Annotated in this window: 16 protein-coding genes; 10 read left to right on the top strand and 6 right to left on the bottom strand. The window is 71.5% G+C overall.

The window, feature by feature from the left end; all coding sequences use genetic code 11:
• Positions 1 to 152: 152 nt before the first annotated feature.
• Positions 153 to 1,538, bottom strand: a complete 1,386-nt coding sequence (gene hemG, locus FL311_RS07470) for a protoporphyrinogen oxidase (protein ID WP_141324241.1) — start codon at positions 1,536 to 1,538, stop codon at positions 153 to 155.
• Between the two features lie 96 nt (positions 1,539 to 1,634).
• Between hemG and FL311_RS07465 the strand changes: the two genes are divergently transcribed.
• The gene (locus FL311_RS07465; protein ID WP_228556728.1) at positions 1,635 to 2,333 is read left to right on the top strand and encodes an SDR family oxidoreductase; all 699 of its coding nucleotides are present in this window, start codon (positions 1,635 to 1,637) and stop codon (positions 2,331 to 2,333) included.
• A 17-nt stretch (positions 2,334 to 2,350) separates the two neighbouring features.
• Here FL311_RS07465 and pdxH read toward each other — a convergent pair whose 3' ends face one another.
• A complete protein-coding gene (gene pdxH, locus FL311_RS07460) occupies positions 2,351 to 2,935 on the bottom strand; it encodes a pyridoxamine 5'-phosphate oxidase (protein WP_141324240.1) in 585 nt (194 codons plus the stop codon).
• 77 nt (positions 2,936 to 3,012) lie between these two features.
• On the opposite strand from pdxH, the gene glgA reads away from it, so the two are divergent.
• The 3 genes from glgA to FL311_RS07445 are packed head-to-tail and all read left to right on the top strand — an operon-like array spanning position 3,013 to position 5,875.
• Positions 3,013 to 4,446: a glycogen synthase GlgA gene (gene glgA, locus FL311_RS07455; RefSeq protein ID WP_141324239.1), complete on the top strand. Its 1,434-nt coding sequence runs from the start codon at positions 3,013 to 3,015 to the stop codon at positions 4,444 to 4,446.
• A 35-nt stretch (positions 4,447 to 4,481) separates the two neighbouring features.
• Positions 4,482 to 5,399, top strand: coding sequence for a serine/threonine-protein kinase (locus FL311_RS07450; protein WP_046711397.1), 918 nt, complete (start codon positions 4,482 to 4,484; stop codon positions 5,397 to 5,399).
• Positions 5,399 to 5,875 carry an LEA type 2 family protein gene (locus FL311_RS07445; protein WP_141324238.1) on the top strand — a complete coding sequence of 159 codons (477 nt, stop codon included), beginning with the start codon at positions 5,399 to 5,401 and terminating at the stop codon, positions 5,873 to 5,875. The genes FL311_RS07450 and FL311_RS07445 overlap by 1 nt, the downstream gene beginning before the upstream one ends.
• Positions 5,876 to 5,878: 3 nt before the next feature.
• Here FL311_RS07445 and FL311_RS07440 read toward each other — a convergent pair whose 3' ends face one another.
• Positions 5,879 to 7,222 (bottom strand): hemolysin family protein, encoded by a 1,344-nt coding sequence (locus tag FL311_RS07440; protein WP_141324237.1) that lies wholly within the window; start codon positions 7,220 to 7,222, stop codon positions 5,879 to 5,881.
• Between the two features lie 54 nt (positions 7,223 to 7,276).
• Here FL311_RS07440 and FL311_RS07435 point away from each other — a divergent pair, with 54 nt between their 5' ends.
• Positions 7,277 to 8,059 carry a pilus assembly protein N-terminal domain-containing protein gene (locus FL311_RS07435; RefSeq protein WP_141324236.1) on the top strand — a complete coding sequence of 261 codons (783 nt, stop codon included), beginning with the start codon at positions 7,277 to 7,279 and terminating at the stop codon, positions 8,057 to 8,059.
• Between the two features lie 3 nt (positions 8,060 to 8,062).
• Here FL311_RS07435 and FL311_RS07430 read toward each other — a convergent pair whose 3' ends face one another.
• Positions 8,063 to 9,616, bottom strand: a complete 1,554-nt coding sequence (locus FL311_RS07430) for an LVIVD repeat-containing protein (protein ID WP_228556727.1) — start codon at positions 9,614 to 9,616, stop codon at positions 8,063 to 8,065.
• A gap of 144 nt (positions 9,617 to 9,760) precedes the next feature.
• On the opposite strand from FL311_RS07430, the gene FL311_RS07425 reads away from it, so the two are divergent.
• Entirely contained in the window at positions 9,761 to 10,768 is a 1,008-nt protein-coding gene (locus FL311_RS07425) for a hypothetical protein (RefSeq protein ID WP_141324235.1), read from the top strand.
• A gap of 21 nt (positions 10,769 to 10,789) precedes the next feature.
• On the opposite strand, the gene aat is transcribed toward FL311_RS07425, so the two are convergent.
• Together aat and FL311_RS07415 are read right to left on the bottom strand one after the other, a co-directional pair.
• The gene (aat, locus tag FL311_RS07420; protein ID WP_141324234.1) at positions 10,790 to 11,488 is read right to left on the bottom strand and encodes a leucyl/phenylalanyl-tRNA--protein transferase; all 699 of its coding nucleotides are present in this window, start codon (positions 11,486 to 11,488) and stop codon (positions 10,790 to 10,792) included.
• 12 nt (positions 11,489 to 11,500) lie between these two features.
• A complete protein-coding gene (locus FL311_RS07415; RefSeq protein WP_194869097.1) occupies positions 11,501 to 12,343 on the bottom strand; it encodes an LEA type 2 family protein in 843 nt (280 codons plus the stop codon).
• Positions 12,344 to 12,399: 56 nt separating this feature from the next.
• Between FL311_RS07415 and FL311_RS07410 the strand changes: the two genes are divergently transcribed.
• The 4 genes from FL311_RS07410 (at position 12,400) to FL311_RS07395 (ending at position 17,101) form a co-directional block, all read left to right on the top strand.
• Positions 12,400 to 13,038 (top strand): hypothetical protein, encoded by a 639-nt coding sequence (locus tag FL311_RS07410; protein ID WP_141324232.1) that lies wholly within the window; start codon positions 12,400 to 12,402, stop codon positions 13,036 to 13,038.
• Positions 13,039 to 13,911: 873 nt separating this feature from the next.
• Positions 13,912 to 14,136 (top strand): hypothetical protein, encoded by a 225-nt coding sequence (locus tag FL311_RS07405; RefSeq protein WP_228556726.1) that lies wholly within the window; start codon positions 13,912 to 13,914, stop codon positions 14,134 to 14,136.
• Between the two features lie 137 nt (positions 14,137 to 14,273).
• The gene (locus FL311_RS07400; RefSeq protein ID WP_141324231.1) at positions 14,274 to 16,391 is read left to right on the top strand and encodes a TonB-dependent siderophore receptor; all 2,118 of its coding nucleotides are present in this window, start codon (positions 14,274 to 14,276) and stop codon (positions 16,389 to 16,391) included.
• A 29-nt stretch (positions 16,392 to 16,420) separates the two neighbouring features.
• The gene (locus FL311_RS07395) at positions 16,421 to 17,101 is read left to right on the top strand and encodes an HmuY family protein (protein WP_141324230.1); all 681 of its coding nucleotides are present in this window, start codon (positions 16,421 to 16,423) and stop codon (positions 17,099 to 17,101) included.

Below are 17,101 nucleotides of genomic sequence, written 5' to 3'. Positions count from 1 at the left end.
GGGAACAGGACGATGGCGGCGGCGACGAGGAGGGTGGGGGGCATGGGGGTCTCCGGAGGCTGCGCAGCATGCACGCCCAGTCTGACGTGCCCCTCGTGCCCCCACGGACCCGGCGCGCCGGACGGTCGCCGCCCGGGGCCGAGCCGTCGTTTTCAGGCCCCCGCGTCCACCAGCGCGTCCGCGAGCGCCAGCCCGTTGCGGATGCAGTCGTTGAGGCCCACGCCCTTGTAGGCGTTCCCCGCCAGGTGCAGCCCGGGCAGGCGCGTGAGCGCCCGGTCCACGCCGTCCATCCGCTCCAGGTGGCCCACGTTGTACTGGGGGATGCCCCGCTTCCAGCGGAAGACCTCGGTGAGCGTCGGCGTGGCGGTGACGCCCGCGAGCGCCTTCAGCTCCTCGCGCGCCAGCGCCACCAGCGCGGCCTCGTCCAGCGCCACCAGGTCCGGCCGCGTCGCGCCGCCCACCATGCACGTGTAGAGCACCCGGCCCGCCTCCACGCGGAAGGGGAACACGGTGGAGGCGTGGATGGCGCCGAGCAGGCGGCGCTTCTCCATCGGCGGCACCAGGAAGCCGAAGCCGTCCGGCGCGGGCGTCGTCCCCGCGTCGAAGCCCAGGTGCACCACGGCGATGGGCGCGTAGTCGATGCCGCCCACGCGAGAAGCCAGCTCCGCGTCCAGCGGCGCCAACAGGCCCCGCGTCACGTATGTGGGCGCGGCCAGCACCACGTGGGACGCCTTCAGCTCCGAGCGCTGTCCCCGCTCGCTCACCGCGAGCCGCCAGCCGTCGTCTGCCCGCGTCAGGCCCTCCACCGTGGCGCCGGTGCGCGCCGCGTCCCCGAGCGCCGTGCCCAGGGCGTCGATGAGCGTGCCGAGCCCGCCCTCGAAGGTGCTCAGCGCGCCGCTCAGCTTCGGCGCGGTGCTGCCCGCGGGCAGGGCCTTCTGCGCCTTCGCCTGGGCCTTCTGGGCGTGGATGGCGCCGAGCAGGAGGCTTCTGTGCTCGCGCTCCAGCTTCACGAGCTGCGGGAACGTGGCGCCCACGCTCAGCTTCTCCACGTCGCCCGCGAAGATGCCCGTCTGCACCGCGTCCAGCAGCACCCGCGTCGCCGTGGCCCCCAGGTGCCGGCGCCCGAAGTCCGCCAGGGATTCGTCCACGCCAGCCGCCGCGCGGCCGCTGAACAGCTCCCCCATCACCCGCAGCTTCGCGCCGAAGGGGAGGATGTCCGACTTCAGGAACGCCGGCGGCGATGCGGGCACCGCGCGCGGCTTCCCCCGCGTGTAGACATACCGCCGCTTCGCCGCCCCATCCGCCGCGCGAATCCTGTGTTCCAGGTTGAGCGCGGATGCCAGCTCTCTCATGGCGGGCTCGCGGTCCAGGAAGCTGTTGGGGCCCGTCTCCAGGAGGAAGCCCTGCTGCGCGCGCGTGCCCACCGCGCCACCGAGCCGGGGGGTTGTCTCCAGGAGAACGGCATCCCTACCGCGGGAGCGCAATCGCCAGGCGACGACCAGACCTGAAATCCCACCTCCTACGACGGCGACAGTCATGGGTTGTCTCTCCTGAATCAAATTTTCCGGTGACCAGCGTGCACTCACTCGCGTCATTCGTCCGTGTTTTGCCAAGGACATCCATTCGGCGCGTTAATGAAGAGCATGCGCTACGTCATCACCGGAGCGAGCAGGGGCATTGGGTATGAGTTCGTCCAACAGCTCCTCGAGCGCGGCGACATCGTCGACGCCGGGGTGCGCACCGAGGAGGGGAGGCGGCGGCTGGAGCCGCTGAAACACGACTGTGCGGGGCGCTTGAGAGTCCATGCGCTGGACGTGGCCGACGAGGCGAGTGTCAGGGATTTCGCCGACGAGGTGCTGCTGGAGCCGGTGGATGTCCTCATCAACAACGCGGGCGTGCCAGGGTTGTGGTGCGCGCTGACGGACGTGGACTACGCGGACGTGGTGCGCACCTTCGCCGTCAACGCGCTGGGGCCGCTGCGTGTCACCAGCGCGCTGCTCCCGGGGCTCCTGCGGGGCCGCTCGCGCAAGGTGGCCTACGTCACCTCGCGCATGGGCTCGCTGTCGTCCAACAGCGACGGCGGCGCTTATGCCTATCGGATGTCCAAGGTCGCGTTGAACATGGGCGTGCGCAACCTGTCCAATGACTTGCGTGCCCAGGGCATCGTCCCCGTGCTCCTGCACCCCGGCTGGGTGAAGACGGACATGGGCGGGCCGGACGCGCCCTTGCCGCCACGCGACTCGGTGCGAGGGATGCTCAACGTCATCGATGAGCTGCGCGCGGAGCACAGTGGTCGCTTCTTTGACTACCAGGGCGCGGAGGTGCCCTGGTAGCACGAGGGGCCGCGTCGCTACGGGTAGAGCATCTGCGTGCGCCACGCGTCGCCGTCGCGCAGGTAGACGTGCCGGTCATGCAGCCGGCTGGGCTGGGCGTGCCAGAACTCGATGCGGTCGGGCACCACGCGGAAGCCGGACCAGTGCGGCGGGCGCGGCACGTCCCCTCCCGCGTAGCGCTTCTCCACGTCCTCCACGCGCGACTCCAATTCATCGCGCGAGCCCAGCCGCTGGCTCTGGAGGCTGGCCCACGCGCCCACCTGGCTGCCGCGCGCGCGGCTCCTGAAGTACTGGTCCGCCTCCTCGGGGGACACCACCTCCACGCGGCCCTCCACGCGGACCTGCTCGTCCAGGGGCTGCCAGTAGAAGCACAGCGCGGCGAAGGGGTGCGCGCGCAGCTCCTGGCCCTTGCGGCTCTCGTGGTTGGTGAAGAACACGAAGCCGCGCGCATCGAAGTCCTTGAGCAGGACGACGCGCGCGCTGGGGCGTCCGTCGGCGCCGACGCTGGCCACCACCACCGCGTTGGGGTCCACGGGGATGGCCTTCTTGGCGCGCTCGAAGACGTCCGCGAAGCGCTGGATGGGGTCGGGAGGTATCAGCACGGGCGCACCATAAAGGACGCGGACAGTGGGCGCACGTTCACGGTTGACTCATCCGGCGCAACCGTCATGGTTGTCACATGAAGATTCTCTTCATCTCCTCGGAGGTGGCGCCCTTTTCGAAGACGGGGGGACTGGGGGACGTGGCCGGCGCGCTGCCCGCCGCGCTCGCCTCGCTGGGCCACGACGTCAAGGTCGTCACCCCGCGCTACCGCGACTTGCGCGACGCCGGACGGCTCGCGCCCACCGGACAGTCGCTCCAGCTGCGCTTCCCCTTCGGCGAGGTGGGCGGGCCCATCCTCTCCGCCCGCGTGGCGCAGGGCCTGGAGGTCCTCTTCCTGGAGAACGAGCACTTCTTCGGCGGCCGCCACGGGCTGTACGGCGACGCGGCGGGCGAGTTCGGCGACAACGCGCGGCGCTTCGCCTACCTGTCCGTGGGCGCGCTCCAGGCGGCCCAGCGCGTGGGCTTCCAGCCGGACATCATCCACGCGAACGACTGGCAGACGGGGCTGGTCCCCGTGGCGCTGCGGCGCGGCTTCCAGTCCACGCCGCTGTCGCGCGCCAGGAGCGTGTTCACCATCCACAACCTGGCCTACCAGGGACAGTTCCAGAAGGACGTGATGGCGGACCTGGGGCTGCCCTGGGACTTGTTCACCTCGGAGGGCGGGCTGGAGTTCTACGACACCGTCAACCTGCTCAAGGGGGGCCTGGTCTTCTCCGACGCGCTCACCACCGTGTCGCCCACGTACGCGCGCGAAATCCAGACGCCCGAGCAGGGCTACGGCCTGGACGGGCTGTTGCGCCGCCGCGCCCACCGGCTGCACGGCATCCTCAACGGCGTGGACGTGCACGAGTGGAACCCCGTCACGGACCCCTACCTGCCGGCGCGCTTCGGCCCTCGGGAGATGGAGGGCAAGGCGGTGTGCAAGCGGGCGCTGCTCGAGCGCTTCGGCCTGCCGGAGGGGGACGCGCCCGTGTTCGCCATCGTCAGCCGGCTGGCGTGGCAGAAGGGCATGGACCTGCTCCTGGAGGTGCTGCCCACCGCGCTGCAGGCGGACCTCCGCTTCGTGGGCGTGGGCAGCGGCGAGGGCCCCCTGGAGGAGGGCCTGCGCGCCCTGCAGGCCCGCTTCCCGCGCCAGGTGTCCGTGCACCTGGGCTTCGACCCCGCCCTGTCACATCTGGTGGAGGCCGGCGCCGACTTCTTCCTGATGCCCAGCCGCTACGAGCCGTGTGGGCTGAACCAGATGTATTCGCTGCGTTACGGGACCGTCCCCATCGTCCGGGCCACCGGGGGGCTGGTGGACACCGTGGAGGGGGGGCTGGACGGCAACGGCATCCTCTTCGAGGCCTTCCACAAGGCCGCGCTCCTGGCCGCCTTCCGCCGGGCCCAGGCCCTCTACGCGGACCCGCCCCGGCTCGCGGATTTCCGGCGGCGGGGCATGGAGAAGGACTTTTCCTGGGATGTCTCCGCCCGGCGATACGAGGCCCTGTATTCAGCCTTGATGGCTGAATAGTGGGTGCCTGCGGAAAATCGCAGTAGGCTTGTGTCGTGGCGGATGCTCCGGACCTGGGTGGCTACGAGGTAGTCGGCCGACTGGCCGTTGGCGGCATGGCGGAGGTGTACCAGGCGCGAGCCCGGTCCACGACGCAGCGCTCGCCCGGCGAGCCTGACGAAGTTGTCATCAAGCGGTTGCACCCGTCGTTCCGCAATGACACGGCCTACGTGAAGGCCTTCGTCGACGAGGCGAAGCTGACGGTGCGCCTGCGACACGCGCACATCGTCCGGACGTTCCGCCTGTTCAAGGCGGGGCCGGACTACCTCATGGTGCAGGAGCTCGTCAGTGGCCGGACGCTCGGCTACATGCAGGAGCTCTTGCTCAAGGCCGGCGCGGCGATGCCGCCCGAGGCCGCGTGCTACATCGCGTGGTGCCTGCTCAAGGCGCTCGACTACATCCACCGGGCGAAGGTGGGGGAGAACGGCGCCACCATCGTCCACCGCGACCTCAACCCGGCCAACGTGCTGCTCGGCATCAACGGCGACGTGAAGCTGACGGACTTCGGCGTGGCGGAGGTGGAGGGGATGATGCGCGGCGACGCGGGCGCGCTGCGCGGCACGCTGCCGTACATGAGCCCCGAGCAGGTGCTGGGGCAGGCGGTGGACGCGCGCACCGACTTGTTCGCGGTGGGCATCATCCTGTGGGAGCTGTTCGCCAGCCGGCGGCTGTACTCGGGCGACAACGAGGCGGACCTGATGCACAAGGTGCGCGACGCGCGGGTGCCGCTGCTCTCCTCGGTGACGTCGGACCTGCCGGACTACGCCGGGCTGGTGGTGCGCAAGGCGCTCTTCGCGGACCGGGCGCGGCGCTTCCAGTCGGCGGCGGAGTTCATCAAGGCGCTGGAGGCGCTGGCCCGCCGGGCGGGCTGGCCCCTCACGGTGGAGGCGCTCCAGCCCCTGTTGGGCGGCTGATGCGCGCGCGGCTCCTCGTCCTCGGGGCATGGGCGGCGCTCGTCGGCCCGGGCTGCCTGGGCGCGGTGCCCCTCAAGCCGCGCGCCTACGACGAGGCGGTGCGCGTCGAGTCGCTGGACGTGGACTTCCAGGCGGACGGCTCGGGCCTGCTCGACGTGGGGCTCCAGGTGAGGAACCCCGCGTCGGACCCGGCGACGCTGACCGCGGTGGACTTCGAGCTGTGGGTGGACGGACGGCGCGTGGCCACCGGCCAGCAGCAGGTGGACGCGGCGCTGCCGCCCCAGGGCGAGGTGCCCCTGCGCGTGCTCTTCCCGCTGGCCGCCGAGCGCGTGGCGCCGGTGACGGGGGCGGTGCCGGTGCGGCTGCGCGGCGGGGTGGTGCTGCGCTTCGGCGGCACGGAGCGGCGGGCGTCCTTCCGGGCCCAGGGCTCGCGCAAGCTCACGCACGTGCCCCCGCTGGAGGGCATGGCGGAGTGACGCTCAGGACTTGGCCGCGGGGGCCTCGGAGCGAGGCTCCTTGGGGCGCGCGTCCTTGGTGGGCGCGGCGCTCTTGAGCCGGGACATGCGCACGCGGTCGATGCGGGCGCCTTCCTTGTTGGCCACGACGAACTGCCAGCCGTTGTAGGTGAAGCGCTCGCCCACGTCCGGCAGGTGGCCGGCGAGCGACGACAGGTAGCCGCCCAGCGTGTCGAAGTCGCCCTCGGGCAGCGGGAAGCCGAAGGCCTGGGTGAAGCTGTCCACCTCCATGGCGGCGTCCACCATGAAGCTGCCGTCCGCCATCTTCTCGACCTGCTTCTCCTCCACCTCGAACTCGTCGCCGATGTCGCCGACGATTTCACGCAGGATGTCCTCCAGCGTGACGACGCCCATGAAGCCGCCGTACTCGTCCACGACGATGGCCATGTGGATCTTCCGCTTCTGCATGTCGCGCAGGAGGTCGCCGATGGGCTTCATCCACGGCACGAAGTGCGCGGGGCGGATGATGTCCTGCAGGACGATGAGCTCCGGGTGCTGCAGGAGTGGGATGATGTCGCGCGCGTGCAGCACGCCGATGATGTGGTCCACGTCGTCCCGGTACACGGGGATGCGCGAGTGGTTCTCCTCGGCGAGCAGCCGCAGCAGGTCCTCGGAGGAGATGGTGCTGTCGACGGTGACGACCTCGGTGCGCGGCACCATGACGTCGCGGCAGCGCTTGTCGGACAGCTCGAAGATGGAGCGGATGAGCTGGGGCGCGCTCTTGTCGACCTCGTTCTTCGCGGCCTGCGCGGCGAGCAGCTTCTCCAGCTCCTCCAGCGGCGGCGGTGGCGGCTCGAAGCGCAGCGTGCGGCCGAAGGTGCGCGCCATCAGGTTGAGCACGCCGAGCACCACGCGCATGGGCGGATAGAGCACCGCCACCAGCAGCGACACCACGCCCGACAGCCGCAGCGCCCAGCGCTCCGGGTTCGCGTTGGCGAGGCCCCGCATGGTGACCTCCATGAGGCTGGCCAGCACGCCGACGAACAGCGCGCCCGCGGCCACGGTGGCGACGGGCAGCCACGCGGCCTCACCGTAGCGCGTCAAATCCAGCATGCGCGGCGGGACGAACGCGCCGATGGCGGCGGCGAGGAACCCGCTGAGCAGGGTGCCCAGGCGCAGCGCGGTGGCGGTGGCCTCGCGCTCGGTCTTGTGACGCAGCACGCGTCGGCTCGACGCGCCCTTGTGGGACTCGGCCAGCTCCTGTGCACGCAGGTCCGACGTTCCGTAGAGCGCGGATTCGGCCGCGGCGACCAGCGACCTGACGAAGCACAGCGCCAGGCAGGCGACCCAGAGGGCCCAGGTAGGCATAGAGCACCGTTCTTATCCCGTGCTAAGGGTCCGTTCCACCCCGCCGGAGCCCCGATGCCCGCTCGCATGTATTCCCTTGGAGCACTCCTGGCCCTCCTCGTCCCCGCGCTGGCCCTGGCGTGGCCGGTGGACCTGGTCCGTTCCCTGGACGTCGACAAGGAGCAGTTCCAGAAGCTGGCGGCCGTCGAGTGGGTGGAGGTGGAGGACCCCTCCGTGGCCCACGTGGAGGTGCTCCAGGGCAGCAACGAACTGTTGCTCAGTGGGCGAAAGCCCGGGCGCACGCTGATGCTGCTCTACGCGGAGGGGCGCTTCGCCGTGTGGCGGCTCACCGTGGGCAACCCTCCGGACGAGGACGTCACGCCCCGGCTGGCGGCGGCGCGCAAGGCGTGTCCGGACCTGAAGGCCACGCAGGGCACGGAGCGCGCGCTGACGGCTACGGTGAAGGACGCGGCGTGCCGCGCGGCGCTGCTGGAGGTGCTGCGCACGGACGCCTTCGTCGCGCGGGAGCTGGAGCTGACGTTCGACGTGCCGGCGCTCCAGGAGCAGCTCACGTCGTTCACCACCGCGCTGCAGCCGCTGGGGCTGGAGGCGCGCTACAGCGGCGCGGGGCTGGTGGTGTCGGGCTCGGCGAGCCGCGAGGACTGGCACAAGGCGCTGTGGGAGCTGTTCCGCCGCTCGGCGGGGCGGGTGCCGCTGGAGGACCGGGTGGAGGTGAAGGCCCCGGAGCCCTCGGCCGCCACGCCGGACGCGGGCCCCGACGTGAAGTCGGAGCCCCCGGTGGAGATTGAAATCCTCAAGCCGGCGCCGAAGAAGCCCTCGCGCAAGAAGGCGCAGTGAGGCTCAGGGCGTCTCGCGCAGGATGAGCAGGCCGCGCGAGGTGTCCACCGCGTAGATGAAGCCGTCCCCGGGCACGCGCATGCCGATGGCGCCATCGTAGAAGCTCTCGCCGCGCATCGGGTCGTCCGGACGGAAGGTGTTGTAGTGGGCCACCTCGCGGGGGCTCTCCGGGGTGGACACGTCCAGCACGCGCACGCCCTCGTGGTACCAGGCGACGTAGAGCTTCGTGCCGGACAGCACCATGTTGTGGATGGAGACGTGCTGGCGCAGGCGGTACTCGCCGATGCGCTTGGGGTTGGCCGCGTCCGTCACGTCCAGCACGCGCAGGTGCGCGCCCCAGTCCTCGCCGCCCTCGAAGGCGATGAGGCGCTCGCCGTAGCGCGCGACGGCGCTGGCGTGGCTGTTGGAGTGCTCGTAGCGGTAGGCGCCGAGCTGACGGGGCGCGGCGTCGTCCTGCAGCGACGCGATGACGTAGCCGGCGCGCCAGAAGTTGACGTAGAGCCGGCCCTCGAAGGCGAACATGTCGTGGGGGCCGTAGGACGTCGCCGCGGTGAAGCCCGTGGCCTGGAAGGTGCCCGTCAGCTGGGGGTCGAGCGGCTGGGAGATGTCGTAGACGAGCACCTCTCCCGTGGGCGCGGGGGACGCGGCGAACAGGCGATTTCCCTCGACGAACACCGTGTGCACGTTGGTGCGCGCGGTGCCCATCGCGCGCACCTCCAGCGGCTCGCCCGGAGTGCTGATGTCGAAGACGATGACGCCGCGCGAGTCGCTGGCGATGTAGAGCGCGTCGTCCTTCGCCCACACGCCGTTCCAGTAGTTGTCGTTCGCGCGGCGGATGTTGCGGGTGAGCCGGGGGTTGGCCGGGTCGCTCACGTCGTAGACGAAGAGGCCGCCGTACAGGGACACGACGTAGGCGTGGCCCTTGGTGACGTAGACGTCGGCGGCGAGGCCCGCCGACACGGCGGTCTCGGACAGCAGCTCCAGGCCGGAGGACACCGGCTCGCCGTCGCGAGGCGTGACCTTCCATGCGTCGAAGGTGCCCTCGCTCTCGAGCCGGCCGTTGATGCAGTCCACGTAGCAGCCCTGCAGGCGGTTCGGGGCGGGGGACTGGCAGCCGATGAACGAGCGGCGTCGGGAGGTGGTGCCCGAGGTGAACGAGCCGGAGGCGAAGACGACGCCACCGGCATGCACCTGCCGCGTGTCGAGGGGCAGGCCGCCCGCGTACTGGTCGCCCGAGTCCGCCAGCCGCATCGACTGCGACGAGAAGGCGTAGGTGTTGCCGTAGCGGGGCGTGCGCGCGCGCACGTGAAGCGTGTAGACGCCGTCGGGGTCCAGCGAGGCGAGCTGCCCGGGGGTGCAGCCGGTGATGTCGAAGCTGCCCAGGCTGCCGCAGGCGTTGGAGGCGGCGTCCACGCCGCAGGTGGCGAAGGGGCCCGTGTCCTCCCAGTCGCCCTCGTCGGCGTCGCTGACGGGAGGTTGGGGCTCGGGGTCGGGCTTGTCCTTGCCGCAGGCCATCAAGGCCAGTGTCATCGCGGCCAGCATCGACAGGGCGCGCATGGGCTCATCCTGGTGAGTGGGTGTCGGGGTGTTCATATCGCGAAGGTGCTGGCCGTGCTTCGGGCGCGGTGCGTCGAGGTGCCGCGGCGCGCCGGGCTTGGGGTATGAACGCATGCGGGATTCGAGTCGCCTGGAGGAGAGCGGATGCGAGTGTCGATGCGGTCGACTGCGTGGGTGTTGGGATGGGCGCTGCTCGCGCCGTGGAGCGCGGGGGCGCAGGACGATGATGGCTCGGTGAAGTTCATCGTCCCCTCCGACGTGGAGCGGGGCTGTCCGAAGCGCCCGGACGTGGTGCCCTTCACCCAGCGCTCGCAGGCGGGGCTGGAGGGCTCGGGCTGGCTGGTGCACCAGGCCATCATCCCCGAGTCGAAGGACCCCTACTTCAAGGGGCTGGAGCGGGAGCGCGCCGGCTTCAAGCGGGTGGACGAGCTGGACATCCGGAAGCTGGGCGCGCCGGACCCGACGATTCCGCTGTGGATCTACGGCAAGACGGACACGGTGCCCTGTCGCGCGGTGCCGAGCGCCTGGTGGGCCGTGCGCATGGGCGCCACGGACGCGGAACGCAAGACGTTCCTCATGGCGGAGGTGCAGGCGGAGTGTGACCTGCTGCCGCCGGGCAGGTTGTCCGGCACGCCGGTGGCGCTGCGGCAGAAGGACGAGCCCACGGGCTGCAAGCTGCGCCGACCGACGGAGCGCGAGACGGGCAAGGAGGCGGAGGGGCTCCCCTCGGACGTGATGGAGTACGTGCCCGCGCGCGACTGCGACATGCCGGAGTGCGGACGGCTGTGGGAGCGCATCGGCGCGAGCTGGGAGGACGGCACCACGGTGAGCGACTTCCTGGTGACGTGGATGGAGCGCGCGGGGAAGAAGAACCCGTGTGACTGGGCCACGGAGGACCTGTCCCTGGTGCTGCACAAGCCCATTGGCGCGCTGACGCCGGTGCAGCTGCGCAACGGTGGCTCGGTGTTCTTCGGCGGCCTGCACGACAGCGGCGGGCTGAAGTTCATCCTCACGCGGGACTTGATGTCGCTCTATGTGCACGAGGTGGCCAGGCCCAAGGCCGCGCCGAAGGCCGTGCGCTACAGCAGCCCCTCGGAGGAGGACCTGATGGTGCAGCAGCGCACCCTGTCCCCGTGCAAGGTGAGGCGCTGAAGGGCGCGGGACCCGCTCGTGTCACTCGGACGCGGGCTGGGTCCACTTCCCCTGCCGCGTCGGCTGGCGCAGGGCCTCGCGCAGCGCGGTGAGGAAGCGCTTCCGGGGCCAGGACTCCGCGCCGAAGCGCGACAGGTGCTCGGTCTCCACCTGGCAGTCCACGAACTGGAAGCCCCACGCCTTGAAGCGCTCCACCGCGGTGACGAAGGCCACCTTCGACGCGTCCGGCGCCAGCGCGAACATGCTCTCGCCGAAGAACGCCGCGCCCAGCGACACGCCGTACAGCCCGCCCTTCAGCTCGCCTTCCGCCCACGCCTCCACCGAGTGCGCATAGCCGCGCTCGTGCAGCGCGACGTACGCCTCCAGCATCTCGTCGGTGATCCACGTGCCGCTCTGCCCGGGGCGCGTCACGCGGCCGCACTCGGTGATGACGCGCGCGAAGGCCGTGTCGTAGCGCACCTCGTACTCGCCCCGCGCCAGCGTCTTCCTCAGGCTGCGGCCCACGTGGAGCTTGTCCGGCTCCAGCACGAAGCGCGGGTCCGGCGAGTGCCACAGGATGGGGTCCCCCTCGCTGAACCAGGGGAAGATGCCACGCGAGTATGCCGCCAGCAGCCGCTCGGGGCTCAGGTCCCCGCCCACGGCGAGCACGCCGCTCTTGTCCGCGCGGTCCGGAGGAGGGAACAGCTCCGGGTGCTCTTCACTCAACAGATAGATGGGCACGCATCGCCCATCCTAGCGGGACACGTTCAGCTTCACCTCGCCCGTCAGCGAGTACGGCACCCGCATCAGTGGACCCGTCAGCTCTCCTGTCACCCCATAGGGCAGGATTCCTCGGGAGATGAGGGACTTCACCTCCGGCCCCCACGAGTCCTTCGTCACCGCCACCTCCACCGGGTACACACCCGTGGCGGACGCATCCACGCTGTCCGCCTGGGCCAGCGTCCCGCTGTCCAGCGCCTTGCCCGCCACGGCCACCTGCCACGTCAGCCCATCCAGCTTCAGCGGGAAGGGGTTGGGGTTGCGGATACCCAGCCGGAGGTTGAGCTGCACCTCCTCGGCCGAGTAGCGCGCCCCATCCAGCTCCTCCACCACCACGGTGGGGAGGCGGGGCACGCGCACCGCGCGGCTCGCGGCGAAGGGGACCTGCTGCTCGGAGTCACCGGAGCGCACCACCAGCACGCCTCGGAGGGCGAGCAGCACCGTGCCGCCCTGGGCGCTCAGGCGCGCGAGGTCCTCGGGGCTCTGGACGTAGGCGGCCTTCTCCTCGAAGGACACCTCCGTCGCGGCCCCGGGCTGGAGGGCCGTCTCCAGCCTGGCGGAGCCCTTCTTGAGGACCTTCCCGTCGGAGACGAGCTCGTAGTCGGCCCGCTCCACCATGCCGGGGCCGGTGCTCTCGAGCTGGGCGCCGAAGCGCAGGGTGGCCTCGGTGAGGCCCTGGGATTCCACGGAGGTCTGCTGGCCTGTCAGCGAGGCCGAGGCCGACGGACGGGACGGGGCCGAGGCGCACCCCAGAGCCAAGCAGACGAGTGCCGCGAGCTGGACGACGAGCGAGGTCTTGCGCATGACGCTAGACATTGTGTGCACCCTGGAGGGCCTCCCCAAGGGCTTTTCCGCTAGACTGTCCACCACTCGTGGTCCGACGCCGCCCCAACTTCAACAAGACGGTCCGCGCCCTCGTCCGGGACATCGCGACGAAGCTGCCGGAGTTCGCCCACGTGAAGGCGGGCCGCATCCTGGTGGTGGCGGGTGAGGCGCGCCGAGCCTCCCGCGGCACCGTCAAGCCCCTGTGCTTCCGGGGCGGCAAGTGCAAGGACCGCCGGGGCCGGCGCAAGCCCGTCATCCGCATCCGCGGCCGGCGGATGCTCTACTGCATCACCCTCCGGCCGCTGTTCTTCCGGGGGTCCACCGCCCAGGCCCGGCTGGAGACGGTGATGCACGAGCTCTTCCACATGTCGCGCCGCTTCGACGGCACGCTGCACTCGGGGCGCAGGCACGCGGTGCTCGGCAAGGACTTCTCCCGGAAGCTGCGCCCCCTGGTGCGCCGCTACCTCAAGCAGTGCCCTCCGGAGCTGCTCTCCGCCCTGGCCCTCACCGGCGAGGTGCGCGTGCTCCAGTGGCTGGAGCGTCCCGGCCCCGCCTACGTCCCCGGCACCCACCGGCGCGTGCGCAAGGTCTACACCGAGGACCAGCTCTATTACGGCATCGCCCGGATGGTGACGCCCAAGCCTCGCATCCAGCGCGAAGCCGCCGCGCGCCCCAAGCTCCACTAGGTCGAGGGGAAGCGCCCGGCGCTCGCCTCGACGGCGAGGCCGCCAGTTGTGCGAAGCGCCGCAGCGCCGAGGGTTGGCGCCGGGTTCCCTCCTCGGCGGCGAGGCCATCCGCGCCAGCCTCCACGGCGCACGCGCCCGCGCTGTGCCGCCTGGGCCGAGCCCTCATCCAGAGGCCGTCAGCGCCGAGCTCCACGGTGCCACCGCCGCGCTGAGCCGCCTGGGCCGAGACCTCATCTCGAGGCCGTCTGCGCCGAGCTCCACGGCGCCCCCGCCGCGCTGAGCCGCCTGGGCCGAGACCTCATCTCGAGGCCGTCTGCGCCGAGCTCCACGGCGCCCCGCCCACGCGGTGCCGCCTGGGCCGAGACCTCATCTCGAGGCCGTCTGCGCCGAGCTCCACGGCGCCCCGCCCGCGCTGTGCCGCCTGGGCCGAGACCTCATCTCGAGGCCGTCTGCGCCGAGCTCCACGGCGCCCCGCCCGCGCGGTGCCGCTCCTCATCGAGAGGCCGTCAGCGCCCGTCTCCAAGGCGCCCCGCCCACGCGGTGCCGCTCCTCACCCAGAGGCCGTCTGTGCCCAGCTTCACGGTGCCTCCACCCGCGCGGTGCCGCCCCTCATCCAGAGGCCGTCTGTGCCCAGCTCCACGGTGCCCCCACCCGCGCGGTGCCGCTCCCTATCCAGAGGCCGTCCGCGCCCAGCTCCACGGTGCCCCCGCCCGCGCGGCATGGCCCTGGCCGCGAGCCCTCCGCCCGCGCCGGGCCCCACGGAGTGTCCGCTCCGGACTGTCCCTGGGTGCGCCAATCCCTACTCACCGTCCTCCTGGAACCCGCACCTGTCCGCCCCGGGACAGAACCTGGGAGAGGAGGTTGACTTTGATAATGAGTATCAATATCGTCGGTCGCGTTTCAGACACCGGGGTGGAGATGCGCGACGGATGCCAGCGGGAAGGCGAGGCGGGCGAGCTGCGGTGTCTGTGCGGAAGTCTGCTGGCGAGGCTGGTGCCCGAGGGCGTGGAGCTCAAGTGCCGGCGGTGTCATCGGACGCGGGTGGTGCCGCTGGAGCGGCCGCCGGGTGATGGGAGCGCGACGGGCGCGCACGGTTGAGCGGTGGGAGTTCCGGGGCGCCCGTCCCGGGGTGTCACAGGTTTGGACTTTGAGGCCCGAGGCCGTTGAGCCCAGTGCCCCGTCGGAACTCCAGGACGCCTTGGAGTCTCGACCGGTCGCGGGCCGGAGGACGTTGTATGCGCGGCAGTTGGTGTCTCTTCGTGTTGGCCTGTGCCGCGCCGTCGATGGCGTGGGGCTCGAGGTCGTCGGAGCCCGGGGATGCCGCGCCCGAGTCCTCTGTCCCTGCTGAAGTTCAGTCCGCCGGGGAGCAGGTCCCGGCGCAGTCGGAGTCTTCCGCGTCGGGCGTCACCGAGGATGCGGCGGAGCAGTCGAAGCAGGCCGAGGTCGTCGCGGGTCCAGGGGCCTCGACGACCTCGGCATCTTCGACGCCCGTGCCCGCGCCGACGGACGCGTCGCTCGACGAGGTGCCCACGGCGCGCACGGTGGTGACGGCGTCGCGCAGGCAGGAGCGACTGAGCGAGACACCGGTGGCCACCGAGGTCATCACCCGCGCGGAGATCGTCGCCAGCGGCGCGCGCGACGCGTCGGAGTTGCTCGCGGCGCACCCGGGCCTGGTGGTGAACCAGACGTTCGCGGGCGCGTCGCTCCAGGTGCAGGGCCTGGGGCCCGAGTACGTGCTGGTGCTGGTGGACGGCGAGCGCGTCGCGGGCCGCGTGGCCGGCAGCGTGGACCTGTCGCGCCTGTCCCTCGAGGACGTGGAGCAGGTCGAAATCGTGAAGGGCCCCTCGTCCGTCCTCTACGGCAGCGACGCGGTGGGCGGCGTGGTGAACTTCATCACCCGTCGCGCGCGCAGGCCGCTCGGCGGAGAGCTGCGGCTGGCGTACGGCCAGCTGGACCGGCTGGACCTGGACGCCACGGGTGAGGCGCGAGGCGAGAGCTGGGGGCTGCGGCTGAGCGGCGGCCTGCAGCGCCGCGCGTCCTACGATTTGGACACGACCGACGTCGGCACCAGCGGCAGCAGCCTGGACGGCTTCGACGTCTCGGCGAGCGGCGACCTGAAGAGCCAGGGGGCGATGTCGCTGGAGGCGTCCGCGGGCGTCTCGCGGCGCACCCAGCGCGGCATCGACCTGGGGGCCACCGGCGCGGTGTTCGACCGGGCCAGCCGCGACACGTCCATCAACTCGCGCGTGGCGCCGTCGTGGAAGCTGAGCGACGACGCGTCGCTGCGCGTGGAGGGCTCGTACTCGCGCTTCCAGCGGACGTACCTGCGCGACCAGCGCCGCTCCTCCGCGCTGGACTCGGTGGAACAGACGCGCGACCAGCAGGCCCGCCTGGGCACGCAGCTGGACGCGCGGCTGGGTGAGCGGCACGCGCTCGTCGTCGGCGCGGAGGCGCTGGGCGAGTGGCTGACGGCGGACCGGCTGGAGACGGGCACGGGCGAGCGGGGCCGTGGCTCGCTCTACGCGCAGGACAGCTGGACGCTCTTGACGGAGCCCAGGCTGGTGGTGGTCCCCGGCGCGCGCGTGGACGTGGACACGCAGTTCGGCTCGGCGGTGACGCCCCGGCTCGCGGCGAAGGTGGACCCGCTGTCGTGGCTCACCGTGCGCGCCAGCTACGGCTGGGGCTACCGGGCGCCGGGCTTCCAGGAGCTGCTCATCGACTTCGAGAACCCCTCGGTGGGCTACGTCGTGCGCGGCAACCCGGACCTGAAGCCGGAGCGCTCGCGCAGCTTCAGCGTCGCCACCGAGGTGCGCCCCACGGAGCGCTCGCTCTTGTGGGTGAGCGCGTTCCAGCACTCGCTGCGCGACATGATTGGGACGTCGGTGGAGCAGGGCGGCGAGCAGCAGCAGTTCTCCTACGTCAACGTGGCGCGCGCGCGGGTGCGCGGCGGCGAGCTGGGCCTCCGTCAGCAGCTCCCGTGGCGACTGTCGGGGGAGCTGGCGTACTCGCTCACCGACGGCCGCGACCAGTCGCAGGAGCGCGCGCTGGAGGGCCAGGCGCGCCACCGGCTGACGGCGCAGGTCACCTGGCGCCACCGCGAGTGGGGCCTGGAGACGTGGGTGCGCGGCGCGCTCGTCGGCCAGCGGCCCTTCTATCCGGACACGGATGGGGACGGCGTCGCCAACCCGTACGACTCGGACGCGTACCTCTCCCTGGACGCGCGCATCGCGTGGCGTCCGCGCGAGGCGCTCCAGTTCTTCGTCCTCGGCTCCAACCTGGCCGATGCGGGCAACCCGACGGACCTGCCCATTCCTCCGCGTTCCTTCCAGGCCGGCGTCGCTGTCCGGCTGTGAGCTTCCACCCCCACTTCCCAGGAGCCCGTATGTCCCGTCCCACCTTCCTCTGCGCGTCCCGCGTCGCCGCCGCGCTGTGCCTGTCCGGTCTGCTCGCCGCCTGCGGTGACGACCTGGAGCCCACGCCGGGCGAGGACCTGGATCCGACGGACGGCACGCACATCAGCCACGTGAGCAACGCGGACGGCTCCATCACCACCACGGTGAACGCCACGGACTCGTCGGTCTGGATTGGCCTGGACCTGGACGAGGGCGCGCAGGTGCCGCCGGAGACAGACGCGCTCTGGGACTTGTCCTTCAATCGCTACCACATCCGCTCGCGCGGCGGCGTCAACGGCACGGGCGGCGTGGAGGTGGCGGTGGTGTCCGGTCAGGACTTCGCGGGGCTGACCCAGGCGCCCGCGAGCGGCTACGCGGTGGACAAGGACGACGGGGACGACGAGGGCTCCGACCCGGACACCGTCTTCGAGGCGAACGGCGCCTGGTACTCGTATGACGTGTCCACGCACAAGCTGACGCCGCGCGCGCAGGTGTACGTGGTGCGCACCGACTCCGGCGCGTACGTCAAGGTGAAGATGGAGTCCTACTACGACGACGCCGGCACGCCCGCGATGCTGAAGCTGCGCTGGTCGAAGCTGACGGCGCCCACGGGTGGTGCGGCCGTCGATGACGTGCCGTCCGAAGAAGTCTCCGCCGAGGCCTCGCGTTGA

The sequence above is a fragment of the Myxococcus sp. AB025B genome, assembly GCF_006518215.1.
Classification (GTDB): Bacteria; Myxococcota; Myxococcia; order Myxococcales; family Myxococcaceae; genus Myxococcus; species Myxococcus fulvus.
This window is presented reverse-complemented; position numbering and strand designations above follow the sequence as displayed.